The organism is Spiroplasma endosymbiont of Tricholauxania praeusta (genome assembly GCF_964019535.1).
Classification (GTDB): Bacteria; Bacillota_I; Bacilli_A; order Mycoplasmatales; family VBWQ01; genus Spiroplasma_E; species Spiroplasma_E ixodetis_A.
This window is the reverse complement of sequence record NZ_OZ026450.1, coordinates 41,156-66,453: the sequence shown is the minus strand read 5'-3', so window position 1 is coordinate 66,453 and position 25,298 is coordinate 41,156. Positions and strand designations below refer to the sequence as shown.

General features: G+C 23.2%; 36 protein-coding genes. 12 read left to right on the top strand and 24 right to left on the bottom strand.

All coding sequences use genetic code 4. The features are described 5' to 3' along the window. Positions 1-83 precede the first annotated feature (83 nt). The 14 genes from AACK96_RS00350 to AACK96_RS00285 all read right to left on the bottom strand — a co-directional run bounded on the left by AACK96_RS00350 (position 84) and on the right by AACK96_RS00285 (position 11,366). Positions 84-449 (bottom strand): hypothetical protein, encoded by a 366-nt coding sequence (locus AACK96_RS00350; RefSeq protein WP_281748740.1) that lies wholly within the window; start codon positions 447-449, stop codon positions 84-86. A gap of 19 nt (positions 450-468) precedes the next feature. Continuing rightward, a complete protein-coding gene (locus AACK96_RS00345) occupies positions 469-849 on the bottom strand; it encodes a hypothetical protein (protein ID WP_338974398.1) in 381 nt (126 codons plus the stop codon). Between the two features lie 178 nt (positions 850-1,027). Further along, positions 1,028-1,708, bottom strand: coding sequence for a 50S ribosomal protein L1 (gene rplA, locus AACK96_RS00340; RefSeq protein ID WP_338958648.1), 681 nt, complete (start codon positions 1,706-1,708; stop codon positions 1,028-1,030). A gap of 1 nt (position 1,709) precedes the next feature. Then, on the bottom strand, positions 1,710-2,156 hold the full coding sequence (gene rplK, locus AACK96_RS00335; protein WP_338974396.1) for a 50S ribosomal protein L11: 447 nt from the start codon (positions 2,154-2,156) through the stop codon (positions 1,710-1,712). Positions 2,157-2,334: 178 nt separating this feature from the next. Further along, on the bottom strand, positions 2,335-2,967 hold the full coding sequence (nusG, locus tag AACK96_RS00330) for a transcription termination/antitermination protein NusG (RefSeq protein ID WP_174481439.1): 633 nt from the start codon (positions 2,965-2,967) through the stop codon (positions 2,335-2,337). 19 nt (positions 2,968-2,986) lie between these two features. Then, complete coding sequence (secE, locus tag AACK96_RS00325) at positions 2,987-3,418, bottom strand: preprotein translocase subunit SecE (protein ID WP_338974394.1); 432 nt, start codon at positions 3,416-3,418, stop codon at positions 2,987-2,989. 11 nt (positions 3,419-3,429) lie between these two features. Then, complete coding sequence (gene rpmG, locus AACK96_RS00320) at positions 3,430-3,579, bottom strand: 50S ribosomal protein L33 (protein ID WP_174481441.1); 150 nt, start codon at positions 3,577-3,579, stop codon at positions 3,430-3,432. Positions 3,580-3,756: 177 nt separating this feature from the next. Next, on the bottom strand, positions 3,757-4,854 hold the full coding sequence (locus AACK96_RS00315; protein WP_338974392.1) for a hypothetical protein: 1,098 nt from the start codon (positions 4,852-4,854) through the stop codon (positions 3,757-3,759). 72 nt (positions 4,855-4,926) lie between these two features. Then, positions 4,927-6,258: a hypothetical protein gene (locus AACK96_RS00310; RefSeq protein ID WP_338974390.1), complete on the bottom strand. Its 1,332-nt coding sequence runs from the start codon at positions 6,256-6,258 to the stop codon at positions 4,927-4,929. Between the two features lie 21 nt (positions 6,259-6,279). Next, positions 6,280-7,524 carry a replication-associated recombination protein A gene (locus AACK96_RS00305; protein WP_338974389.1) on the bottom strand — a complete coding sequence of 415 codons (1,245 nt, stop codon included), beginning with the start codon at positions 7,522-7,524 and terminating at the stop codon, positions 6,280-6,282. Between the two features lie 22 nt (positions 7,525-7,546). Further along, positions 7,547-9,610: a hypothetical protein gene (locus AACK96_RS00300; RefSeq protein WP_338974387.1), complete on the bottom strand. Its 2,064-nt coding sequence runs from the start codon at positions 9,608-9,610 to the stop codon at positions 7,547-7,549. Between the two features lie 194 nt (positions 9,611-9,804). Then, positions 9,805-10,353 carry a hypothetical protein gene (locus AACK96_RS00295; protein ID WP_338974386.1) on the bottom strand — a complete coding sequence of 183 codons (549 nt, stop codon included), beginning with the start codon at positions 10,351-10,353 and terminating at the stop codon, positions 9,805-9,807. A gap of 107 nt (positions 10,354-10,460) precedes the next feature. Beyond that, entirely contained in the window at positions 10,461-10,718 is a 258-nt protein-coding gene (locus AACK96_RS00290; RefSeq protein ID WP_338974384.1) for a hypothetical protein, read from the bottom strand. A 222-nt stretch (positions 10,719-10,940) separates the two neighbouring features. Beyond that, on the bottom strand, positions 10,941-11,366 hold the full coding sequence (locus tag AACK96_RS00285; RefSeq protein WP_338974382.1) for an ankyrin repeat domain-containing protein: 426 nt from the start codon (positions 11,364-11,366) through the stop codon (positions 10,941-10,943). Between the two features lie 391 nt (positions 11,367-11,757). Here AACK96_RS00285 and AACK96_RS00280 point away from each other — a divergent pair, with 391 nt between their 5' ends. Further along, the gene (locus AACK96_RS00280; RefSeq protein WP_338974380.1) at positions 11,758-12,162 is read left to right on the top strand and encodes a hypothetical protein; all 405 of its coding nucleotides are present in this window, start codon (positions 11,758-11,760) and stop codon (positions 12,160-12,162) included. Positions 12,163-12,233: 71 nt separating this feature from the next. On the opposite strand, the gene rlmB is transcribed toward AACK96_RS00280, so the two are convergent. The 10 genes from rlmB to AACK96_RS00230 all read right to left on the bottom strand — a co-directional run bounded on the left by rlmB (position 12,234) and on the right by AACK96_RS00230 (position 21,043). Beyond that, positions 12,234-12,974, bottom strand: coding sequence for a 23S rRNA (guanosine(2251)-2'-O)-methyltransferase RlmB (rlmB, locus tag AACK96_RS00275; RefSeq protein ID WP_338961607.1), 741 nt, complete (start codon positions 12,972-12,974; stop codon positions 12,234-12,236). 12 nt (positions 12,975-12,986) lie between these two features. Next, positions 12,987-14,318 carry a cysteine--tRNA ligase gene (gene cysS / locus AACK96_RS00270; protein ID WP_338974379.1) on the bottom strand — a complete coding sequence of 444 codons (1,332 nt, stop codon included), beginning with the start codon at positions 14,316-14,318 and terminating at the stop codon, positions 12,987-12,989. A gap of 202 nt (positions 14,319-14,520) precedes the next feature. Further along, positions 14,521-15,285 carry a hypothetical protein gene (locus AACK96_RS00265; RefSeq protein ID WP_338974377.1) on the bottom strand — a complete coding sequence of 255 codons (765 nt, stop codon included), beginning with the start codon at positions 15,283-15,285 and terminating at the stop codon, positions 14,521-14,523. Then, on the bottom strand, positions 15,251-15,961 hold the full coding sequence (locus AACK96_RS00260; protein WP_338974375.1) for a hypothetical protein: 711 nt from the start codon (positions 15,959-15,961) through the stop codon (positions 15,251-15,253). The genes AACK96_RS00265 and AACK96_RS00260 overlap by 35 nt, the downstream gene beginning before the upstream one ends. Before the next feature lie 200 nt (positions 15,962-16,161). Further along, positions 16,162-16,872 carry a hypothetical protein gene (locus tag AACK96_RS00255; RefSeq protein ID WP_338974373.1) on the bottom strand — a complete coding sequence of 237 codons (711 nt, stop codon included), beginning with the start codon at positions 16,870-16,872 and terminating at the stop codon, positions 16,162-16,164. Continuing rightward, positions 16,873-17,997 (bottom strand): bifunctional folylpolyglutamate synthase/dihydrofolate synthase, encoded by a 1,125-nt coding sequence (locus tag AACK96_RS00250; protein WP_338974371.1) that lies wholly within the window; start codon positions 17,995-17,997, stop codon positions 16,873-16,875. An 18-nt stretch (positions 17,998-18,015) separates the two neighbouring features. Next, a complete protein-coding gene (locus AACK96_RS00245; protein WP_338974370.1) occupies positions 18,016-18,963 on the bottom strand; it encodes a hypothetical protein in 948 nt (315 codons plus the stop codon). A 110-nt stretch (positions 18,964-19,073) separates the two neighbouring features. Further along, positions 19,074-19,745: a uracil-DNA glycosylase gene (locus AACK96_RS00240; RefSeq protein ID WP_338974369.1), complete on the bottom strand. Its 672-nt coding sequence runs from the start codon at positions 19,743-19,745 to the stop codon at positions 19,074-19,076. A 12-nt stretch (positions 19,746-19,757) separates the two neighbouring features. Beyond that, positions 19,758-20,231, bottom strand: a complete 474-nt coding sequence (locus AACK96_RS00235) for a 23S rRNA (pseudouridine(1915)-N(3))-methyltransferase RlmH (RefSeq protein ID WP_338974367.1) — start codon at positions 20,229-20,231, stop codon at positions 19,758-19,760. Then, positions 20,231-21,043, bottom strand: a complete 813-nt coding sequence (locus tag AACK96_RS00230; protein WP_338974366.1) for a hypothetical protein — start codon at positions 21,041-21,043, stop codon at positions 20,231-20,233. The genes AACK96_RS00235 and AACK96_RS00230 overlap by 1 nt, the downstream gene beginning before the upstream one ends. Positions 21,044-21,892: 849 nt before the next feature. Here AACK96_RS00230 and AACK96_RS00225 point away from each other — a divergent pair. The 11 genes from AACK96_RS00225 to AACK96_RS00175 all read left to right on the top strand — a co-directional run bounded on the left by AACK96_RS00225 (position 21,893) and on the right by AACK96_RS00175 (position 25,284). Further along, positions 21,893-22,039, top strand: coding sequence for a hypothetical protein (locus AACK96_RS00225; protein ID WP_338973430.1), 147 nt, complete (start codon positions 21,893-21,895; stop codon positions 22,037-22,039). 15 nt (positions 22,040-22,054) lie between these two features. Further along, entirely contained in the window at positions 22,055-22,342 is a 288-nt protein-coding gene (locus AACK96_RS00220) for a hypothetical protein (protein ID WP_338973427.1), read from the top strand. Continuing rightward, complete coding sequence (locus AACK96_RS00215) at positions 22,342-22,782, top strand: hypothetical protein (protein WP_338973425.1); 441 nt, start codon at positions 22,342-22,344, stop codon at positions 22,780-22,782. The genes AACK96_RS00220 and AACK96_RS00215 overlap by 1 nt, the downstream gene beginning before the upstream one ends. After that, positions 22,772-23,065, top strand: a complete 294-nt coding sequence (locus tag AACK96_RS00210; RefSeq protein ID WP_338973423.1) for a hypothetical protein — start codon at positions 22,772-22,774, stop codon at positions 23,063-23,065. The genes AACK96_RS00215 and AACK96_RS00210 overlap by 11 nt, the downstream gene beginning before the upstream one ends. Beyond that, positions 23,034-23,246, top strand: coding sequence for a hypothetical protein (locus AACK96_RS00205; protein WP_338973420.1), 213 nt, complete (start codon positions 23,034-23,036; stop codon positions 23,244-23,246). The genes AACK96_RS00210 and AACK96_RS00205 overlap by 32 nt, the downstream gene beginning before the upstream one ends. After that, positions 23,246-23,470 carry a hypothetical protein gene (locus AACK96_RS00200; protein WP_338973417.1) on the top strand — a complete coding sequence of 75 codons (225 nt, stop codon included), beginning with the start codon at positions 23,246-23,248 and terminating at the stop codon, positions 23,468-23,470. The genes AACK96_RS00205 and AACK96_RS00200 overlap by 1 nt, the downstream gene beginning before the upstream one ends. A 50-nt stretch (positions 23,471-23,520) precedes the next feature. Further along, positions 23,521-23,766, top strand: a complete 246-nt coding sequence (locus tag AACK96_RS00195) for a hypothetical protein (protein ID WP_338973415.1) — start codon at positions 23,521-23,523, stop codon at positions 23,764-23,766. 121 nt (positions 23,767-23,887) lie between these two features. Then, positions 23,888-24,082 carry a hypothetical protein gene (locus tag AACK96_RS00190; protein ID WP_338973412.1) on the top strand — a complete coding sequence of 65 codons (195 nt, stop codon included), beginning with the start codon at positions 23,888-23,890 and terminating at the stop codon, positions 24,080-24,082. Then, positions 24,069-24,881 (top strand): hypothetical protein, encoded by an 813-nt coding sequence (locus tag AACK96_RS00185; protein ID WP_338973410.1) that lies wholly within the window; start codon positions 24,069-24,071, stop codon positions 24,879-24,881. Before AACK96_RS00190 ends, AACK96_RS00185 begins: the two co-directional genes overlap by 14 nt. A 14-nt stretch (positions 24,882-24,895) precedes the next feature. Further along, entirely contained in the window at positions 24,896-25,054 is a 159-nt protein-coding gene (locus AACK96_RS00180; RefSeq protein ID WP_281748859.1) for a hypothetical protein, read from the top strand. Between the two features lie 41 nt (positions 25,055-25,095). Further along, entirely contained in the window at positions 25,096-25,284 is a 189-nt protein-coding gene (locus tag AACK96_RS00175) for a hypothetical protein (protein WP_338973407.1), read from the top strand. The last annotated feature ends 14 nt before the right edge of the window (positions 25,285-25,298 follow it).

Below are 25,298 nucleotides of genomic sequence, written 5' to 3'. Positions count from 1 at the left end.
AATTAAACATCATAATACACCCTTTTTAATGAAATAATGATTATTAAATTTTACTATAAATAAATTTATGAAGTAATTATATATTAAATTCTTGACTTTCATCATCCTCTAACTAATAAACTAACTCCAAGAACAAAACATATTGGTACAATAATGATTAAAAAAATAATTGCAAAATAAACTTGTTCAAAAGGATGAGAAACATAAGTATTTTTAGCCGCTTCTATATCTAGTTGATCTCAATTATAAAACAAATTAATAATACCATAGTGTTTTAAACTTCAAAAACCGTTACCAAGAAAATTATTATAGTGATCATTAAAAATAGCTGTTCCAAATAGTATTAAACTAATTATTAGAAAAAGCAAAGTTAAAATACATAAGAATAATCCTAGTTTTTGCTTTCAATCCCAAGATGTAACTTTTTTATATTCTACATTTTTATCCATATTTAACACTTACTAAACACTAAGAATATAATCAACGTTTAAAATAACCAAATATTAAAGATAAAACACTAACACCAAGAAAGATAGCAGTTAAAATTACTGTAAATACAATTCCGACAACTACTTGCGCAAGAGGATAAGTTAAAAGTTTATCACTAGTAGCATCTGTTCACATTTGATCATAGCCAGCTTTGCTTAAAAAACTATCAAGTCCTCATACAGAAATAGCATGAAAGCCATTTCCGGCATATTGTGAACTTCCTCCACTTGGGGCTTTAAAATTGGCTGTTGCAATTAAAATTAGTCCTAATGCTAAACAGAGCAAACTAATTACCAGTGAGGCAAAGCCAATTTTTATTCCTCAATTTTGTTTCTTAAAAAGATTTATAAGATTTTTCATTAAGGTTTCTCCTTTACTACCTAATTATTTTATTGTTTTACCAAAATAATGTATTAATTGGTATTATCACAATAAATAAATTATAGCGTAAAATTTTTTTAAATATTAAAAAAATTATGAATAAAAACATAAAAAAATCATTAGTAAAAGTACTAATGATTTTTTCTATATTATTATATTATTCTTCAATTAATACTTTAATACCAGGGCCCATTGCTGTAGTAATACTTATATTTTTAATATAAGCACCCTTAACTGCTGCGGGTTTAACTTTTCTTAAAGTGTTAAGAATTGCTAAATAATTATCTTTTAACCCTTCTTGTGCAAATGATACTTTACCAAGAATAACATGAATATTACCTTGTTTATCAACACGATATTCAACTTTACCTTTACGAATATCAGCTATTGCTTTTTGAACATCCATTGTTACTGTTCCTAGTTTTGCTGTAGGCATTAACCCTTTTGGTCCTAATACTCTACCAATTTTTCCTAATTCACCCATCATTTCGGGTGTTGCAATAATAACATCAAAATCAAATCAACCTTTTTGAATTTTTTCAATCATTTCCTTACCACCAACAAAATCAGCTTGACTTTCCATTGCCTCTTTTTGTTTAGTAGTAGTTATTACTAAAACACGTTGTGTTTTTCCGGTCCCTGCTGGTAAAACAATAGAACCACGTAACATTTGATCAGCATGTCTTGGATCAACATTTAAACGAAATGCTGCTTCAACTGTTGCATCAAATTTTAATGATGAAGTTTGTTTAGCTAATTCTAAAGCACGATCAATTGGATAAACTTTAGTGTTATCAACTAATTTTGCAACTGCAAGATATCTTTTACTTCTATTCATATTAAACACCTTGCTTTCCATCTTCAACAGTAATACCCATATTCTTGGCTGTTCCTGCAACAATTTTAATTGCATCTTCTAAAGAATAAGCATTTAAATCAGGTAATTTAATTTGAGCAATTTCTGTGATTTGAGCAATAGTAAGTGTTCCTACTTTTGTTAATTTAGCATTTGATGAACCTTTTGCAAGTTTCAATGCTCTTTTTAAAAGAAATGTTGTTGGTGCAGTTTTTATTTTAAAGTCAAAAGTTTTATCTTTATATGCTGTAATAAAAACTGGAATTGGAACTGGATTAACATCATTTTTTTGATCTTTGGTTTTATCGTTAAATTCTCTACAAAAACGTGGCATATCAATACCGAATGATGCTAAACTAGCACCTGGTTTGGCACTACCAGCTGGTAATTGAATAATACCTTCACGATTAATATTTTTTTTATCTGCCATGAGCAACTCCTCCTAAATGGATTCTCACTGTGGTCCAAACGAATAAATCTTCCACAAGTTTAAACATAATTAAAGTCTATTTATATATATAAATAGTACTTTACAAATAATAACATCATTATAATTAGTAGTCAAATATATTTTAATTTTATTTTACATAAAAATTAAATAATTTAAACTAAACTTTAATTTTTTTACAACTATCATATTCTACTTTAATTTCGGTTTGACGACCAAACATATCAACAGAAACTGTTGCAACACCCTTATCTTCATCTAATTTAATAACTTGTCCTTCTCGGCCTTGTAAAGCACCAGAAGTAATATGAACAAAATCATTTAACTCAAAATCACGAATAATTTTTTTTGTCTCTTTAACTTTAGGTTGTGATGAATTTTTAGAATTACGATATAACATTTCATTAACTTCTTTAGTAGAAAGTGGAGTCGGTGGTACACCTTTACCACTAGAACCAATAAAACCATTAATCCCTGTTGTATTACGAATATCATATCAAGTATCTTCGGTTAAAATCATATGAACAAAAATATAACCAGGAAAAATATTTTTTTCAGTTATTTTTTTATCTTTATCTGGTATTGCTTCTTTAACAACCCTAACTTGAAAAATATTATCTTTTAAATTTAATTTTTTTTCAATTTTATTTTTCAAATCAGCAGCAACTTTATCTTCATGACCTTTGTTACAATTAACAATATATCATTGTGCTTGCTCAATTCGATGTTTATGTGTTTCTTCTAATGATGTAGTTTTCACTAAAGGGGTTTCTTTTTTTATTCTTTCGCTCATTTTTTGGCATCTCCATTTTTTACATTATTTTTAATAAAGGTAATACAAATAGTAATAACTGCTCAATTCCATAAAAGAATAGTGCTAAGACAGCAATAAATAATACTGTTGTAATAAATTTATTATTTAATTGTTTTCTTGGTGTTCAACGAGTTCTTCTAATTTCTCTTGATAAGTATAAGAAAAAATATTTATGATAAGTTCTCGCTTCTTTTTTATAATAAAAACGTTCTTCAGGCGTACGATTTTTACGTTCTTTTTCTCAAATTTCGCTAATATTAACCTTTTTATTTTTATCGGCTGTTCATGGATCAAAACTTGGTTTTCCTTCAGAAGTTCTTTTTGTTCTTAAAGGTTTAATTTTACGTAAAATATTAAATTTACTTTTTAAAAGAGCCAATTTTTCAGGATTAATTTTTGGTTTTTCTTTTGATTTGTCTTCTGCACTCATGAAAATTTCTCCTAACGTGATTCCTTATGTAAAGTATGTTTTTGACAATGTTCACAATATTTTTTTAGTTCCATACGCTCTTTATATTTAATCTTATTTTTGTATGTATGATAATTACGATTTAAACACACAGTACAAATTAAAATTATTTTTTCGTTCATTAAATTCACCTAGAAAATTTAACCATTTTTAATTATATTATTATTTAAAATAAGTGTCAATTTTAAAATATTTTTATTTTAAAAACAAAGTTAAATTTTTAATCTTTCTTTAAAATTCATCATTTCTAAAATAATTGTACAAGAAAAAATAAAATAATAAATAAAAAATAATTTTAATTAACTATTAATACTTCCTAAAAGTGGTTGTCTTTCATTGGGTTCTATGATAACTTCTGACATATCATTATTTGCATTTGTAACAAATTCCGGCTCAAACTCATAATCAGGAATTTTTAACTTTATTCTTTCCTGATGACTATTATTTTCAATCTCTGTTACTAATTCTACCTTTTTATTTTCGGGAGTATAATTATCTATTCATTCTTTAAACCTTGTTAATGTTGGTCTTCAATCTTTTATTTTTCCGAGTTTAACAAAACTAGGAATTGTTTTATCTGAATGTCTCATTTCAAACTTATCTCAATTATTTTTTTCTAAATACTCATATATTTCCTTTAAATCTTTATTACTCAAAATACCTTTATATAAAGAAAAACTTTTTGTAATGTGTTCTTTTCTTTCATTAATAATTTTAATAATAATTTCCTCTTTACTATTTGAAGTATTAGATTTACTCATTGTAGAAAAATATGTATGACTAACATCCATCATTGCTGAAATTGACATTAAATTTCCTCCCACAATATTACCATTTGTAAAATTAATACCTGCAGTTGCAAAAGTAGTAAGTGATTTTAAGTATTCAATAGTTTTTGTTACTTTTTGAATTTTATATAAATCAAAACCTGATATTCCACTAAGCACTTTAACTAATCCATTTGTACCAGTAAATAATTTATTTAATGCAATAGAAATCATTTCTGGAGTTAATTCATTACTTACAGCATCTTCTGTTAATTGTTCAGCAATTTCAGAATAAAGTCTTTCATTATTTGGTGGTAAAGTAGGAAAAGTGGGTAAATTTGGCTCGGTAGTTGTACTACCACCAGTTTCATTTAAATTATATGCTTGTCAAACAACTCAACCACCAAATGCAGCATATAACATATCAGCTACTCCACTTTTAATTAATTGGTAACGTTTTTCAATATTACTATCTCTAGTAACAGACTTAAGTCCTGCTATTGTTAGTAAAACTCCTGTTGTCGTATTAGTTCAATTTTGCGCACTTAATGCTCCTGCTCTAATTGGACCATGAAGATTATTCAATGCTCATTGTACTTCTTTTCATGTTTCTTCTTTATTAATTTTCATTTTATTAATTCCTTTCATAGTTAAAGTAGTTTTAAATTAAATTTTTAATTTTATTGATAAGATGATACATAATTATTCATTAATAATATTACTAATCGTTCATCTACTAATATTTATTGAGAAAGATGGTCCAATATCAAAAGCACGAGATATAGAACTACTTCTAAGTTGTTGATATATAGTGTTTTCATCATGTCACATAAATATATAAATAACTAATCCTTGTGATTTATGACCTGCAGGTGGCTGATTTACTACTCGTCAAACTGGTAATTGATTATCTTTGTCTTGAATTTTTTTGGTATTAAAGTTTAGTTCATTACTTTTAATTGTTGTTGTATTATCCATAACACTATAAGTTATACTGTCTGTCGAATTAGCAAAAATTGTTGGATATAAAAACATAAAATTATTTCATGAATCAGCATAATCACTTCATTTTAAAAGCGTAGTTATTTCTGAATTATAATCTATTAGTTTTCCTCCATCTTTTGGAAAACTATGACTTAATGTTAAATTATTATTAGTATCCAAATTTTTGCTATCATATTGTAAATATCCAACGCTAATAATGTTACCAGTACTATCAACTAAATATCTAATACTTATCTTTTTACTATTATTTTCAATTGAAAAATTATTAATAACAGATTCTAAATTTGGACTATCAATCATATTATTGAAAATATTTTCAGAAATTTTTTCTGCAGTGCTCTCATTATTTTTTAAACTACTTTTAGTAATAAATTGTTTAACAAAGTCAAGACAAATTCCCCTACTATTTTTTGAATGAGATTGAGCAATATAATATAATCCCAATGTTTCACTTAAATTATCATAGTTTTTAATTGCATCAATAATACCTTTTGTTCCAGTTAATGATATATGAGTATTAGCACCACCAAATTGAATAAAAGTAAAATTACTTTTAGACTTTTTATTTGAAATATAAGCTGTTGTTGATATTTTGCTCAAGTTTTGTTTTTGAAAAATTTGCAAATCATTAGTACTTGTTAATTGTTCTTCTTTATAATTAATAGCAGCAATTTCTTTATCAAACTCATTAATAACATCTTTATTTATCTTTTCAGGGTTATAAGTTAATTTAAAATTCTCAATATAAATATCTTTTACATAAGGTTCTAAACTTGGATTATCAATAATGCTTTTAACATCAAAAAGATGATATATTCCATTTTCATCCTGACTATTTAAAATAGTACTATTACTTAAATTACCATACGTAGTATTAGTAACAACTTCATTAGTTTCAGTTTTATTTTTATTTTCTTGTTTTAATTTATTAATACTTGTTAAATTATTAGTAATACTAGTGTTAGCAACAATATTAGTGGTTGCTAATGTTAAACTAAGTCCCAACCATAAATGTTTATTTTTTAACATTTTATTTTGCACCTCAGAATTTTATTTTTTAGTAAATCTATTATAAATTTCATTTAATTTTTTTTCATAAATGTTATGAAGTTTTGGTTGATAATATTTCGTATCTTTTAACTTTGTTGGCAAATACTGTTGTTGTACATAATCGTTAGCATAATCATGTGGAAATTTATATAATTTACCTTTACCTACTGATTTTTTTAATGTTTTAGATCAATTATGCTTCAAATAATCAGGAATTAGATATATTTTTCCTTGTAAAACATCACTATATGCTTTTTGTACTGCCAAATTAGCACTATTTGATTTCTCACTAAGTGCCATTTCAATAACTACTAAACCAAGCGGAATTATACCTTCAGGCATACCAATTTGACGAAAAGTATCAATAGCGGTTTTTACCCTAATTGTTAAAGCGGGATTAGCAAGTCCAATATCTTCGTAAACAATAATCAACATTCTTCTTAATAAAACTTCATAATCACCAGTTGCTAATAACCTTGCTAAATAATGCAAAGCAGCATTAACATCACTGCCTCTAATTGATTTTTGTAATGCTGACTTTAAATCATGATGTTCATTTCCCTCTTTAGCATTTCAATTACTTGCTTTAGGCATAATAGCATTAATAATATCAATAGTTATGATTTCATTAGGATATAATTTTATTAATATTTCTAAAATATTAATTGCTATTCGTAAATCACCGGTTGCTAAATTACAGATTTTTTCTAAAATTTCATCACTAATATTAAAATTAAAAAATGAATTATTAGTAATTATTTTTTTTAAACCTAATAACATTTCTTCATTACTAATTGGCTTTAATTCTAATAATAGACATCTACTTCGTAAAGCTGGATTAATTACAAAATAAGGATTTTCAGTAGTGCAAGCCATTAAAATAAAATTGCCATGTTCTAAATATTGTAATAATAAATCTTGACGATCACGATTCATGCGTTGTATTTCTTCAATTATAATTATATAAGGTTTAGTATTTTGTGCTATTTTAATTAATTTTTCTAAATTTTCTTTTTTATCAATGGCAGCATTAAATACTCCAAATTCACATTTTAAATCATTAGCTAGTGCTTGAGCAATAGTGGTTTTGCCTGTTCCTGGATTACCATAAAATATTAATGATGTTAAAAACTTCTGATTTAATATTCGATTAATAATTCCATTTTTATCATTTATCAAATGACTTTGACCAATTATATCATTAACGGTAGTTGGTCTTAATATTGTTGCCAGCGGCTTATCCATACTCATCACCTTTGTTTTTAATTTAACGTCGTGAAGTTATTTTAACAATAGAACTAAAATTAATAAAGGTTAAATTATTATTTTTAATATTAACGTCCAAGGATTGAAGCATTTTATATTCTTTATCATCATCATATTTAATAATGATACCAATGTTTTTTAAATGCTGATATTTATCATTTTGTTCAGAAACACTAACAAGTTCAATATTATTTATCTTTTTTATGATATCAAAATTAATTGTCTTTTGAAAATGAATTTGATAGTTATCGCCATCAATATTAATTCCTATATTCATTTCTAAATTAATGTCATTAGTAGGAGAAAAATTATTCATATCATTAATAGCTTCTTGAAATAATAGTGAAATAAGTGAAATAGAATTATCTTTAAAAGTAATTGGATATATTACACCACTAGGAAGAACATTTGGATATAATTCAATAGAATTTAAATCTTTAACATTAAAATTGTTATTTTTAAAAATTTTTTCATTTGGTTCTTTATTTTGACATTGAATATTTATTGAAAACTCGATAGTATCTTGCAATTGATTTTTACCAACAATTGTTACTATTATAGATTTTGGTTTTTGATAATTTCCAGTAATCGCATTACTAGTAATAATATAATCTTGATCATTAAAATCTTGATGTCATTTTTGCTTACCAAACTCATTTATTTTTTTACTAACAAGGAAAGCAATATGATTATCAATATCCACTTTGCTAACATTAGTATCGTCAATAACATCTATTTGTTCAGTATTTATGCTTTCATCATTTTCCAATGATGACTTAATAGCAAATAAAGATTTTACGGTATTATTGGCTGTTAGATTAATTATCAATTGGATAGTATCTTGCAATTGATTTTTACCAACAATTGTTACTATTATAGATTTTGGTTTTTGATAATTTCCAGTAATCGCATTACTAGTAATAATATAATCTTGATCATTAAAATCTTGATGTCATTTTTGCTTACCAAACTCATTTATTTTTTTACTAACAAGGAAAGCAATATGATTATCAATATCCACTTTGCTAACATTAGTATTATCTTCAATAGTTATTAATTGATTAATTACACTTTCATCATTTTCCAATACTGTTTTAATAACAGATAATGATTTTTTTGTTCAACTACCTTGAACATTAAAATTAATATTTAATTGATCTTTAATAATTTCACTACTATTTTTAGCACAAATAACAACTGTTATTTTCTTTTTTATCATATAATTATCAAAATTTTTTATTGAATCATAATTAATAACAAAATCACTTTTTGTTACTTTATCTGATAATGATTTTTCTTTATTAATTTCTTCTAAAAATTTCTCTTCAATAATTTTATTAACTTGAGATTCTATTTCATTTTTAGTTCCTTTTGTAGCATCTGACATTACTACTGTTTGTGATGGAATTGTAATTCTATTGTCTAAATCAAAAATATTAAATTTTTCCGGAATAACATCATTTTCAACACTAAAATTGAAATTTAAGTCACAAGGAAACAAACCATAATTACTACCAAATTGATTAACACTCATTTCAATTTTAAACTGTTTTATTTTTTCTTTATAAGATGGTATTTTTATTGAAAAATTATTTTTAAGTGCATTTTCATCATTAATTTTAATATTAATAGCTGGATTTACTGGTAAATGTACAAAAAAATTATTAGGAATATCTATTTTATTTATTTGTAACACATTATCAATCTTTTTTAATAAATCACTAAGATAAAAATTTTTTAGTTTTTTATCATTACATATTAAACTAATATTGTTTAATTTATCCTTGTAATCTATCAAATTATATTTTTTATTTGTTGGACAATTATTCTTATAATAATCTTCTCAAGTTTTATCTTGATTAGGATTTCAGTTGTTGGAATTATTAGTATTTATGGCACTATTTCATTGATTATTTGCAATTATTAAAATCATAGTAGTAATAATTAAAACAACCACAACAAATAACAAAGAAAAAATTTTAAACCAATGTTTTTTTTCTTGCTTAACATTAGGTTTTTGCTTATAATTTGATTTTTCATTTTGATTAATGCCAATTTTATACATTATTTCCTCCACCAAAAATCGATAATAAAACACAAAAAAACTTTATAATGATTAAAAAATCACTACAAAGCAACAGCTAAATTATATAAATAATAAATATAACAATAAAACTTATAAATTAATTTTTAAAATTAAAAAAATAAAATTAAAATATAAATTTTATTGTTGTCTTAATTCTATCATAGTAATTTTTATTAAATATATTTTTTGTAACTATTTTTTAATTTTAACTTTACTCGTGTTCAAGCATTATCAACTTGCTTATAGCTTAAATTTAATTTTTTCATAATTTGATGAACATTATATCCTCTTCGCTTTAATTTTAAAACTTCATTTTCATTAGTAGTAAAATTTGTAATACTAATAACTTCTTCCAAAAATGAAGTATATTCATAATCATTTTTTTGATATAAATAATCATTATATTTTAAGGCACAATTAATAATTTTATGATTATTATTTAAAAAACTTTTAACATAAGTAAATACTCCTCATTTTACTTCATAATATAAAAAATTTTGAAATGACTTGTTTTTTCTTTCTTGAAATTTAAAAATTGCCTTTAAAAAAATAAAATAAAAAGTTGATTTTAAATCATTTGTTTCCAAAGGAATAGCAAAAAACTTTTTAATAATATTTCGTAAAAAAAAATCATTTTTCAATTCATATTTTTTATATAAAAAATTAAAAGCAAATTCATTGTTTTCAATACAATACAAATAAATCAATTCATTATCATTCATAATTAAATCCTCCTAAATATTTCAAATAACAAACTAATTATGAATTACTAATCAACTAATTATTTAAAATTATGATGTATTAGTATTTAATTTTGAAATTCTTAATATTACATATTTGATCCATAATCACGTTTAATAGTTGTTTGACTCACTATTGATGATAAATCTAACAAATTTATCTTATCTTTAAAGATTTCTACTTCTGTTTGTGGTATGTAATACTTAAATATTTCTCTTCTAGTTTCATTAGCTACTTTGTCAATTTCCTGTTCTTGATTTTGATTTCAATTTGATGATAAACTAAAAAAATCTTTTAAAAACATTTTATTTTCAATAGTTAACTGATCATAATTTTTAATTGTCAAAGCAATTTCTTTTTGTAATAGTAAACAAGCGTGATTTCATGCTGAATTTCCTGAGTTATCTTTATAATCAACATCAATTGGTCATTTATTAATTAAATAAGTTACTAATTTTTGTCAATCATTTATTACCGCTATATGTAGTAATGAATAATTTAGTTCATCAAATACTAAACTATTAATAACTTCTTTTTGTCAAAAAATTTCAATATTTGAATTATTTTTTTAATTTAATTTTTTAATTTCATTTTGCAAATATTCTAATGAATCTATTACTGATTCTTCTTTTTCTAATCAATCATCATCTCCCTTTATAATATAGATTATTTTTTCATAACAATTTCCTTTAAAAATCATTATTTCATTTTTAAATTTTAGAAATTCTTTAAATGTTTTTATTATTAAATTTTTATTTTTAATAGAGCAAGTTAAAGCAGTAAAACCACCTTGATTTTTATGATAAACATGAGCTTTGTATAATAATAAAATATTAAAAATTTCAATTCTTCCATTTTCAGCAGCTAACATTAAAGACGTATTACCATCTTGATTTTCATTATCTATATGTGCACCATTTTCCAGTAAAACTTTAAGTGCTTCCAAATCATCAACTTCAACTGTTTCAATTAACAGTTCATTTACTAGTTGCATACTATTCACATTTTCCTTTCAAAAAATAAAAATCACTTATTTTTTAAAAAACTATCATAAAATAATTATTTTTGTAATTTTTTGACATTACATATTTGATTAATTTAAAGAATAATAAACTACTTATGTTATTATCAACTTTATGTTAATAGTTACTTTAACAAATAAATTTTATAATAATATATAATATTTATAAAACTTAATAATAAGTTTTTTAACTCATTACTTTCATAAAAAATAAATGAGTTTTTTTATTTTGAAAGGAAAATGCGAAACAGATGTATTTAAATATTTTAAAAAACTTATTTAAACGTAGAAAAAATCATTATCCAAGTAATAACAGTACAGATATTGAAAATAACGAGTTTTTTTCTTCTACAATGAACAAAAAATGTTATCAAAATTAAAAAAATTAAGTGAAGAAAAAGATAAAGAATTAGAAAAATTAACTAATGAAAATAATAACACTCCCAAAATAATATTACTTTCTTCAAATATTTTAGAACTAAGATCAAAAATTTGAGCTTTGGAAGAAATGTTAGAAAAGAAAATAACAACAAAAATAGAACAATTAGTAAAAAATAAAATAAATAAATATAAAAATTTTTTTATTAAATTTTTTACTTTTTGAATTAAAGATAAAAACAAATGTGTTAATAATAAAATAAAGAAGATAAATTCTGACTATACAAATATTAAAAACAATTGTAAAGAATTAGAAAACCATTTAATTGATCAAATAAATATATGCAAAAATTTAAAAGAAAAAAATGAAAATTTTCAGAACCAAATCTAATAAATAAAGAAAAAACATTTACACCTAAAATATAAAAGTATCTTTTTAAAAAAAATATAAGTTCTTAAAATTTACGATAATTTTAACGTTTCAACGTAAATATAGTTTGCAATAATACCACAAGCAACGCTAGCATTAAATGATTCTATTTTTGGACTTATTGGTATTTGAACAATATAATCGGTATGTTTTAATAACTTTGGACTTATCCCTTCACCTTCATTACCAATAATTAATGCTAAGTTGCTACTACAATCAATAGTAAAATAATCAATTGCTTTTGCTGTTTTAGCAGCAGCCAAAATTCAAAATTTATATTTTTCTTGTAAATTATTAATTGCGGAAGTTAAATTATTAACTTGACAAACTGGAATAATACTTAGAGCACCGGCTGCAGCCTTTGCAACTGCACCATTTATTTCAGATTGATTACGATTTAAAACAATTACACCATCAAAGTCATTACCCGCTGCAATTCTTAACATTGAACCAAAATTATGTGGATCAGAAATACGATCTAAAATTAAAATTCTTAAAAATTTAGATGTTGAATCAATATTAATTAATTCATCAAAAGAAAAATATTGATAGTCTTTAACATTAGCAGCAATATTTTGATGTTTAGTAGTACCTAATAAATTATTCATTGCTTGTAAACTAATAATTTCATAAGGAATATTTACACTTTTTAAATCTTTTTTCAATTCTTGGTACTTATCTTGAACTAAAAAAACTTTTTTAATTTTTATTAATGACGATGTTGATAATGCAGCAATAATAGGGTGATAACCATAAATATATTGTAATGCCATAATTTTGCTCCTTTAAATAATATTCAAATCTTTTAATTCTTGACGAATTTTATCAGCTTCTTGGTATTGTTTTTCCTTTTTTAGTTGTTCTCATATTTTAATTTTATTTTTAATTTTTTCAGAATAATTACCAACTTTAAAATCAAATCCTAATATTTTTAAAGCAAAGGTAAAAGTATAAAAAATTTCTTGAAATTCTTCATTAAAATTTTTTTTAATAAGTGCTTCATTTAATTTTTTAATCATATTTTCAATTAAAGTAATAGTATTAGTTGTATCAATATTATTTGATAAATTTTTAATAATTTGTTGATAATAAATTGAATGATGATTATTATTACATATTATATTGTTAATAAATATTTGATAGGTTCATTGTTTTAAAATATTTTCATATTTTTTTGTTGACACTAATCCATTTTCAATTGTTTCCTTATTAAAATCAATTGGTTGTTGATGATCACGATTTAATATTAAATATCGCAATACATTTGGATGATATTGCTGACAAAATTCTTTAACCAAAATAAAATTATTTAAAGATTTTGACATTTTTTCATTAGCAATATTAACATGACCATTATGTCATCAAATATTTGACATTTTTTTATTATTAGTTGCAACAAATTGAGCTCGTTCATTTTCATGATGAGGAAATTTTAAATCAACACCACCACCATGTAAATCAATAGTTTGACCATTAAATAAATCCTCAACAAAACAAGCACACTCAGTATGTCAACCAGGTCTTCCTTTTCCTCACGGACTATTTCAACTAATACCTATTGTTGTTGATTTTCACAAAGCAAAATCTAGATTATTTTCTTTAGCAACTAAATTTTTAATTCTAAAATTTGGAATTAAATCTTCAATATTTTTATGTGCCAAACTTCCATAATCTTTTAACTTATTAACTTTAAAATAAACATCACCAGCAGTAACATATGCATAATCTTTAATAATTAATTTATTAATAAATTCAATAATCTTTGAAATATATTCACTTACTTTTGGTAATTTTGTAGGAGAAATAATATTTAATTTTTCTAAGTCTTCATAATATGCTAACGTATATTTTTCAGTAACTTGTTGTTCTGTTATTTTTAAATCCGCAGCTTTCTTAATAATTTTATCATCAATATCAGTAATATTATGAACATAATTTATTTTATAATTTTGATCAATTAACAAACGATGTAAAACATCAAAAACAAGTACACCACGAATATTGCCAACATGAATATAGTTATAAACAGTAGGACCACATAAATACATATTAACTTGCTTTTTATTAGGGGCAAGCAATTGCAATCTTTGTGAAAAACTATCATAAATTTTAATCATTTAATTAACCCTTCTTAATAAAGTTTAGTTTTTATATACTCTATTATACTGTAAAGAATATCAATCTGTAACAAAATAATTTTTTAAATTTAAAACTCTCTTTAACAAAGAGAATCATTAAAACAAAGAGAATCATTAATAATTAAAAAAGTATTAATTATTTGAAATTTCATAATTTTTGATAGATATCATTTTTATGTTTTTATTTTTTTTCAGTTATATATAAATTTCCTTTATTAGAAGGAGCTATTGTTCCTATATAAATAGTATCATTAATATTTGTTAAACTTCAAACTGCACCATTAGTATTCTCTCAACCAAGCATCAGTTCAAAACTTTTATCAGCTTTACTTTTATATATTTTTCCTTCACCGCTATTATTTGTTATTCCTATATAAATTACACCATTAACATTTAATATACTTAAAGCTACACCATTAATATTTGCTAGAGCATGAACTTCACCATTATTATCTTTTCAATTAGAAACTGGATTAAATTTATCATCAGTATCGCTTTTGTATAATCTTCCATTACCATTGCTAGTTATTGTTCCTATATAAATTACACCATTAACATTTAATATACTTAAAGCTACACCATTAGTAGCAGTTCAATTAGTAAGATCAGTAACTTGATCAGAACTATTAATTTTATATAATTTTCCACCTCTAGTATCTTTTGCTCCAACATAAACATCACCATTATTAGTACTTACTAAAACATGAACTTCACCATTAGTATCTTTTCAATTAGAAACTGGTTCAACTTTAGCATTAATATCATTAGTATTTATCTTATATAGATTTCCCTTTTTATTAACAGTTGATGTTCCTACATAAAGTACACCATTGACATTTGTTAAACTTCAAACTGCACCATTACCTTGTTTTCAATTACTCATTAATTCAAATTTGCCATCACTATTACTTTTATATAAATTTCCTTGACCAATAAAGCACACCATTAATATTTGCTAGAGCATGAACTGCACCATTACTTTCATCTCAACTTGAAACTTTTTTAAAATTAGTAATAGTACAAGACAAAGTAACTTCATTTTTATAGTTACCTTTACCATTAATAATAATTGCTGTAGTGTTAATAATTTTTTTAATATAAAAGTCATCTTCAGTTAGAGCCAATGCTTTAATATTTTTGTCTTTAATAATTTCTAAAATTTCAGATTTATTTGGTTTATCTAATTGACCAATATAAATAATACCTAATTTCTTTTCGGTAATAATCATATTTAAATCAGTTCTTGTATCTGTAATTTCTATATTTACATTTATAGTTTTTTCACCAGTAAAGTTTTGTGAGTTTTCTTTAGCACTTACTTTAGTATTTAATATCCCTTGTACAATATCACTTTCTTGTAAAGAGCTACCATCATATTTAGTAATATCAACATCACTTATTTCTAAATTGCTAAATCCTGATTGTTTTTTTAATTGATCAATTAATTGTAATTTAAATTCATTAACACTATCTTCAATTATAATAACGTTGACATTATCTTTTAAATATTTTAAATCAGTTTTTCTAACCGGCGCAATCCTTTCTCCACCACAAGTGACGACACTTATACTTGTTACTCCAATTAAAGTTACTACTGCTAGACTACTTAGTAATTTCTTCATATATCTTTACCACCTAATCTTTAATATTTTAATACAATCATTTTACATGATTTCTATATCAATAAAAATAAACATGCTATTAAAATTAAAATAGTAATATTAAAAAATTACTATTAATTTAATATATTCTCAATAAAGAGATAAATTTAAAAATGTTACAAAAAATATCAGAAATTTTAATTAAATAATTATTTTTTGGTTTATTCTTCAGGTACTCTATTATATTGTAAAGATTGCGGATCTGTAGCGAAATAATATTTTTTAAATTGATTTTCTAAATTTAAAGTTTTCTTTAATGCAGAATAACAAGTAACAATTAAAAAAACATTAACCGTTAAATCAATAGGATATTTTATAACTCTTAATGGAAAATACATTAATCATAAAGGTGGTAATCCAGGAAATAATATTTTTAATGCAATAGGATTAGTACCAGTAATAATTAATGAAGTAATAGCATAAGCAATTGGCAAATATCAATAAAATGTCTTTTTACTATAATAAATTTTACTAAAATTTAATACTAAATAGTAAGGTAATATACATCATAAAATACTAGTAAAAGTAAAAAATAAACATGGTGATGCACCACCAGTACTAAATAATAAACCTAAAAAATCACTGGCAATACCACTAAGAAATCCTAATATTTCACCACAAAAGAAACCTATTAAAACTAATATAAAATTACCCAATTTAATTTCAAAATATTTAGAAAATGGTAAACTTTTTAACATTAAAGCACCTGTTGTATTTAAAGAAACAGCTAATGCTAACATTATTCCACTTAAGCAAATAAATTTTATTTGCTTTATCTTTTTTTTATTATCTTTATAACCAAAAACTGTGATCAATAAAAAAGTAATTAAAATTAACACTCCACTAATTATATTCAATAACAACACATTCATTTAATTACCACCCTTTTTTATCATAATTATTTTCTTTGTTCTTAAATAATTATAAACATCTGCTAAAAAATAACAAGAACCTGTAATTAAAATTATTTTATCAGGGCTACATTTAATCATTTTTTGATAATCAAAAAATTCACCAGTAATACTATTTAAATTACTATTACTACAAATAATAATATTATCTGAGACTTTTTTTAAATAACTAATTAACTTTTGTGGATATTTATTTTTTAAACAAGAAAATATAATTTGTTGAGGAATAATTTTATTAATTTTTAGTGTTTTAATTAATGCTTTAATACCATCAATATTATGAGCAGCATCAAAATAAATAGTTTTATCATTAATTTGATATTTCTCAAATCGTAATCTAATATTAGTATCATTAATGATTTTTAAAGCTTGTTTAATATTAATTTCTAAAAATGCTTTTGAAATTACTGTTAAAACTAATTCTCTATTTTCTTGATAGTATGGTTGATTGATTAATCTTGGAGAATATATAGGTTTATAACCTTCCATATCGATTTGCTTTTTTAATTTATTATTTAAATTACCTGAAATAAAAAGATTTTTTGTAGTTGGTTTTACTATTCCCAATTTTTGATGTAATATTTCAGATGTAGTTTTACCAAGTCTATCTTGATGATCTTTACCAATTGAAGTGATAATAGCATATGTTGCATCAATGATATTTGTAGGATCAATTTTTCCACCAATCCCAACTTCAATTATTGCTCATTGCACATTTTGTTCTTGAAAATAAATTAATGCAATTAAAGTTAAAATACCAAAAAAACCTAATTGATAATATTCAATATCATCAAAAATCAAGTCTCTAATACGAACTAAATCTTGATTACTAATCATTCTATCATTAACAATAATTCGTTCATTAACAAACTCAATATGGGGAGAAGTAAACAAACCAATTTTTTGTTTTAAGGTTTGTGATAATATAGCAAAAATTAAACGCGATACTGAACCTTTACCGTTTATTCCAGTTACATGAATATACTTAATATTATTGTTTAAATACTTTGGAGTAATAATTTTTAATTTTTTTAAACAATCTTTATTTGAATATTTAGATATTTTTTTAAAAAATTCTTCATTCATATTTTTAAAATCCTTTATTTAATAATTATTATTATCAATATTAATTAAAGGATTAACAGTTCTTCAAGTCACATAAATTATAATTGAATTAATTATAATTTTAAGAGGCGCTTGCACAATTCTCATAATTGCTGTTACTCCATAATCCTTGGCATTAGGATCAAATAAAGTCATATCAGCATAGGAGGCTATAAGCACTGTTGTTACATACTCGGCTACTACTGCTAATAAAATAATTGGTAAAATTTCTTTAATTCTATAAATTTCTTTTTTCAATAAATAATAAAATAAAACACTATAAATACTTAATAGGCCAGTAATGCCACCACCACCCATAATACTAGCCAGAACATATTTATTAACAATAATTCCTGAAATAGAATATGATGATTGCTTACCTGAAATAACAATATACATGCCACCAACAGCAAAGAAAATAATAAAAAAATTAATTAAAGCAAAAATAACTCATGGATAATCTTTTAGTTTTACTTTAAATATTCCAGCAATTCCTGCCAAAAAACCAGCGAAAATAATACAAAACATATAATAAATGCTAATATATGAAGGAACAAATAACATTACTAAAATATCTGTTACTGCAGCACAAATAATACCTATAATTGGACCAAACATATAACCGGTTATTTTAATCATTAAACCCTCAAAAGCAATTCTAATTGGTGGTAATACTGTAATGGGTATCGTAATAGAAACAATAATAGTTGCCACAACTGATACCGAAGATAACATTGTTATATAAGCAATATTTTTAGTAGTAAAACGAACACCTTTATATTTATCTTTACGAAATCATTTTCAAAAACTATTCATTAAAATATATGCTAACATTATGCTACTTAAAGTAATAATTAAATAAATAGCTGTATATCTACTAAATAAGTTTAAGGTATTTAAATCATATCGTTGAGAAAATATGTGATTAAATATTAAATTATTGGGCATTTAAATAACCACCATTCCCGAAATATTCTTTAAAACTATATTAATTTTAACAAATATATCATAACATTGTTTGTTTAAATACATATAATAAAATTAGTATTTTTTTATTTTTATCACTTAATGGGAGTTTTATTTTTTGAAATCAATCAATTATTAGTTTTGCTAAATGGTCTTGAATTAAAAAAACCATTATAAGCACTTAAAGGTGAAGGATGTGTACTCTCAATAATAAAATGTTTTTCTGTGTCAATTAACATTTTTTTATTTCTTGCATTTTTACCTCATAAAATAAAAACAAGATTAGTACAGTTTAAATTTAAAAATGATAAAACATGATCAGTAAAAGTTACTCATTGATATTGTAAATGACTATTAGGTTGACTTTGTCTGACAGTTAAAGTTGTATTTAAAAGCAAAACTCCCTGTTTAGCTCAAGTTGTTAAATTACCATCATTATCTTTTTCAATATTTAAATCATTTTTTAGTTCTTGAAAAATGTTTTTTAAACTTGGTGGTAATGGAGTATTTGTTTTAACACTAAATGCTAAGCCATGAGCTTGATTTGGCTGATGATAAGGATCTTGACCTAATATTATTACTTTAACCTTTGATAAAGGAGTTATTTTAAAAGCTTGAAATATTTCTTCTCATTGAGGATAACAAAGATAAGTCTGATATTCTTTTTTAATATCTTCTAATAATTTAGTAAAATATGTTTCTTTATATTCTTGTTGAAAAAATTCTAATCATGAGGAATCAACAAATAAAGTTTTATTATACATTTCTTTCACCTGCTACTTATGATAATTTTGATTATTAAGTATTTGTAATGAACGATATATTTGCTCTAATAAAACAACATAACATAATTGATGAGGTAATGTTATTTTACCAAAGGAAATTTTAATTAAATTAATATTGTCTTTTAATATTTGTGCTACACCATTACTACCACCAATAATAAAACCAATTTTACCTTGTTGATAAATTTGATTTTTATTAATCATCTGTGATAATTGTTCGCTACTTATTAATTGTCCTGATAAATCTAATAAAAATCATTGATAATCATTATTCTTTGATATGTATTCAGTGATTTTATTAGTTTCAATTTTAATATTATTAGGAATTGAATTTAATTTAGACTCGATAATATTTTTTGTTTCAATATTAGTTCGTTTTTTAATTCGTTCTAAATAATCTTTGGCAGCTGATTTTCAATATGTTTGTGACAACTGACCAATACAAACAATTTTAATATTTATCATTATGATTCTGAAAAAGTCATGTTATTTATTCTTTCATGAACCACTTTATCTGGGTTACGAAAATCAACATCACCCAAAGCTTTATCAATAGTATTTGGATTAATAACAACTATTTCTTTTTTATTTTTATCAACTCATAAACTAAAACTTACATCAATTTGAATATTAAAATCAATTTTAAAAGTCTTATTCATTTTTGAATCTTTCATTATAAAGAATAAATGAATTCAACCTTTTTTAATAATAGTTTTATTTTTATCATCTTTAAATTCAGTAATTTTTGGTGAAATAATACCAGTTTTAGCAGTTTTTGAAGGGTTTTCTGCTTCTGTTGCTGTTTCATATGTAACATATCAATAACCATAATATTGCTGTTTAGATATATCATTATCAGTTAAACCAAAAACTAAAAGACTTCCCTTTGCATCTTTACAACTGAATGGTTCATTCATTACTTTATTTGGATTATCATTAATATTATAATTAATACTCTCATAATTACCTGATTTATATTGATCACTATTATAAAAATCCCTAGCAGCATCTGTAACTTCTAATGCATTACGATCAATTCTAATTTTGTCTGTTGCTAGTTGCATAAATGCAGTAAGTGGTTTGTATAAAAGTTTAGTATCATATTGATAGTATTTATTATAAACATAATCAACTAACGGATCACCATCTTTGTTTGATGGCTCGTTTTTAAAATTTGTTTCAATGTTTGAACCATCTCCAGTACCACAAGCCACAATAGTACTCACAGAAGAAGAAAGTAAACTAAGTGTTGAAAATAAAGTGATTAATTTACGCATTTGATTGTTATTCTCCTTAAACTAAATAATAATTAAATATTCACTAAGAATTGTAACTTATTTTTTTATAAAAAGCAAAAGGAAATTCATATAGGTAAAAATACATTTTTTAAAATTAAAATATTAATGTTTATTTTAATATTTGGGAGCGTGTCGAAGATGTCGATAACTAAAAAGTTTTAAAAATAGCTCCTTTCTTTTTTTACCCTTGAATTAAAAATAAATGACAAAAGACGAGAATAAAAATCTTGTCTTTTTTTTGTAATTGTAAAATTTTAAAATTTTTAATAACCGTCTTTAACGCTATTATCAACACGTGTTAGGGAACTAAAAAAGTGAACTACAACACAGTTGTTAAAAATAGTAGCTAGAACATGTGGACTTGCATGGATAAATAAAAAGTGGAGTGATACCTAATAAAATATACTAACCATTAATGGTAATTCTTGGGGTGGGAGCGAATTGGAAACTAGTATATATAGACCTGTTGTAGGGACCTATTGTATTAATTCTATTCTTTATTTAACCAACCTTGCCACTCCCCAGTGAGCAAGTGTTGGTTTTATTTTTTATTTTTTTTGAAAAATTTTTTTGGGCGAGAAAATAAATTTCAAACTTGTAAAAAAAATTGAGCGGTGCCGGTTCAATTAAAATATTAATTTGTTTAACACAAATTAAATAAATATTGAATCGAATGCCTCGATTTCTTTTTAAAATTTCACAATTTATTTTTGAGCCCAGTTTTCATGGAATGAATAAAACTAATAGTAGTATTATTAATAATCTAAAAATCAAAATATATGTTCTTTATGCTAGAAGCAACAGAACATATTAGAAAAGGAATATTAAATGAAAAATTATTTTTGCTGAACATGTAAACAAAAACAATTATATTATTTATTCTTTACTACTAGTGATATTAAAACAAGAAAAAAATTTTTAAGAGACAAAAATGGTAAAGCAATTTGTTATGACTGTATTTTAAAAATAAGTTAAGTAGGAGGTATAAATATGGATAAAACAAACTGTACAATAGATGATTGTAAACTTTTTATTAATCATGATGGTAAATGTAAAACTGAATATGATTTTTGAATTAATAAAGAAAAATTAAGAGAAAAATTTAAAAAAGAAGTAATTAATAGATATAAAGAAAAATTAATTTATTATCTTGATAATGAATTTATTGAATTACTTAAAGATGATATTAGTGATGTAATTAAAATTATTATTAGTAATTGAAAACTTAAATTAATAATGAAATTACAAGAAAAAATTCAAAATGGTGACTTTGAATAATGCAATATGACTTAATTATTGGTATTGATCCCGCTGGTATTGGTAATAATGGAATGGTTATATATTCAAGTGAAACTAATAATATTACTTTTAATGAAACATTCAAAACTAAAACAGTTTTAGAAAGTAAAAATATATATAAAGAATATTTTAAATTAATTAAAAAACAATTTATTAATCAAAAAATATTAGTTATTGTAGAAAATTTCTTTTTAAGCTCAAAACAATTATTAACTAATCCATTAGCAACACCTAAGATTATTGGTGCATTAATGGTATTAGTAGAAGATGTTATGAATTGAGATTATTTAGAAAGTGAACCAAAAAATAAAACTAATAATTTAGAAAATTATAAAGGAAATATAAAATTAACAAAACATGAACAAGATGCTTATAAGCATATTCAATACTATTTAAGGAATTATAAAAATGAAAGATAAAGCAAATTATGTCAAATTAAAAGTAAAACTGAGTAACACTATTGAAGCAAAATATTACGAAAAAGGTAATAAGGAATTATATTATAGTGTTCGTGGTCAATGAAATGGATTAAATTATGTTACTTTAATTTTTAATAACCCAAAATTTTATAGACGATGTATTTTATTAAACAAAAACGATGAAATTATTGTAACTGGTCAAATTTTTAATACTTTAAATATTCCTAAAAATCGTGCATTTTGTTCAATCAATGTTAAATGATTTAAAAAATGAAAAGAGTAAAAAAATGATTAAAAATACACCATTAGAATATATTAATGACAGAATTAATCAGCATAAAGAAAATATTAATAAATATACAAAAGAAATTGAAAGATTGCAAAATTTTATTAAAACAAATGAAATTAGAATGACTGAATTAGAAATAATAAAAGATATTTTACAAAAAGGAGAAAAAATATAATGAATTTTAATCAAAATCCAAAACAAATGACTGATTTAGTAATAAAAAAAGATATGGAAAAAGTATTAGAAAATTTAAAAATTAAAATAGGAACTCTTGCATTTAATAATATTGAAGAAGAAATACATTATATAAATTTAATAATAAATAAAATGTCAGAACATATTTATTCATTAGAACAAGAAATAATTAGAAAAAATCAAATAATAAAAGATATATTGTAACAAGAAAAACTTGAAATTGCTAATCAAATTAAAAATAAGGAGAATAATTAATGATAATATTACCTACTTTGTTTGAAAATAAAGATGAAATTGAAATATTATCACCATTTCCAAAAGCAATTCATACAAGTAATGATATTAGAGCAATTATTTTAAGACAATACCCAAATGTTAAATCCAAACACATAATTGTTTCTGACCCCGAAAGTAATGTTGCATTAATAGTTGGTGATAATGATGTTTATCAAGGTTGAATTAAAGTAACAATTAAAAAATTAGAAATTAAAGGAGAATAAATAAATGCAGAAGGAAAAAATTAAAATTAGAATTCATGAATTTGAATTATATGATTATCAAGTAAATACTTTATTAGATATTGTAAGAGAAATGTTAAAAGCAAATAAAGGAGAATAAATTATGTTAGATGAAATTTTAAAAGTAATTTTTGATAGAGCAGATAAAAAAGAATTAATTTATATGATAGAAAGATTAATTCTTTGTACTAATAATCCGTCAGAAACAAAAAAATGATTGATTAGAGAATTTGATAAAAATCATTATGTTTTAGAAAAATTATTACAAATAAAAGGAGAAAAAAATGGAAACAAATAATTATACTTTAACCAAATTAATTAGAACTGGTATAAATCCAATTTGTGCAATGATTGGTACAAGTGCTTATTATGGTCAAGTAATTGCAAATCCAGTTTTAGGTTCAATTAATAGTTTATTATTTGGTAAAAAATTAGGTTTAGATATATGAAATTTAAATCAAAGACCAAATACTAAAACTAAATTAATTAATAGTTCTAAAAAAATTATTTTAGGTTTAGGAACAATTGGTTTAGCAAATTATAGTAAATGAACAGAAAATAATATTACTCCAATTATTCCAACAACACCAACTCCAATAACTACTACAACTACAACTGAGGGTCCACCATGATTATTATTAGATAAACAAGATAATCAGTCATTAATGGATTGAGATACATATATTAGTTTAAATGCTTATGGTATTTCAAATCTTATTAGTGGATTAACTGAGTTAATACCTAATAAATTTGAAGCAATAAGAAAGATATGTAATATGGCTACTGGTGGTTGTTTAATATCAAGTGGTGTTGCTATGGGTATTAATAATGATTTTAATAATGCTTATGCAGTACCTACCATAATTGCTGGTGCAAGTGAAATAATCCATAATTTACTACCAATGGAAACAACTAATCATATTGAAGAAATGCAAGAAACATCATTTAATAATGAAACTGCAAGATTAATTAATGATAATAGATTCACAATTAATAGTGAAACAACTAGTCAATATGGTAGTGATAATCTAAGCGAAGTACCATTAAATACTGATAATGCTTCATTAAATTGAGATTACAATCACATGAGTTTATAAAGGAGGTGAAAAGTATGAATAAAGAAAAATTAATTCAATATTATGATGATAAATTAAAACAACATGAAAAAGATTTAGAAGACATACGACTGAATGAACGTTTAATTGCAAATCTTTTAATGGATGCAAAATGTATGATTGAAAGAATTATTAAAGGTGAATTTGATGAATAATCAAAAATAAAAAAATAAATAGTTGAAAGGAAAATATTGAAATGAAAGAATTTTTACATGAATTAATAATTATTGGAACAAGTGTTGGAATATTAATTTGCAGAGAAATTATTGTTTTATTAAAAAGATTTATCACAACTCCAAAACATGTTAGAGCAAATAATAAAATTATAAAACATCAAAAAAAATTAGCAAAATTAAATGAAAAGATTAATAAAGAAAATAAATAAAAAAGTGGTGATGT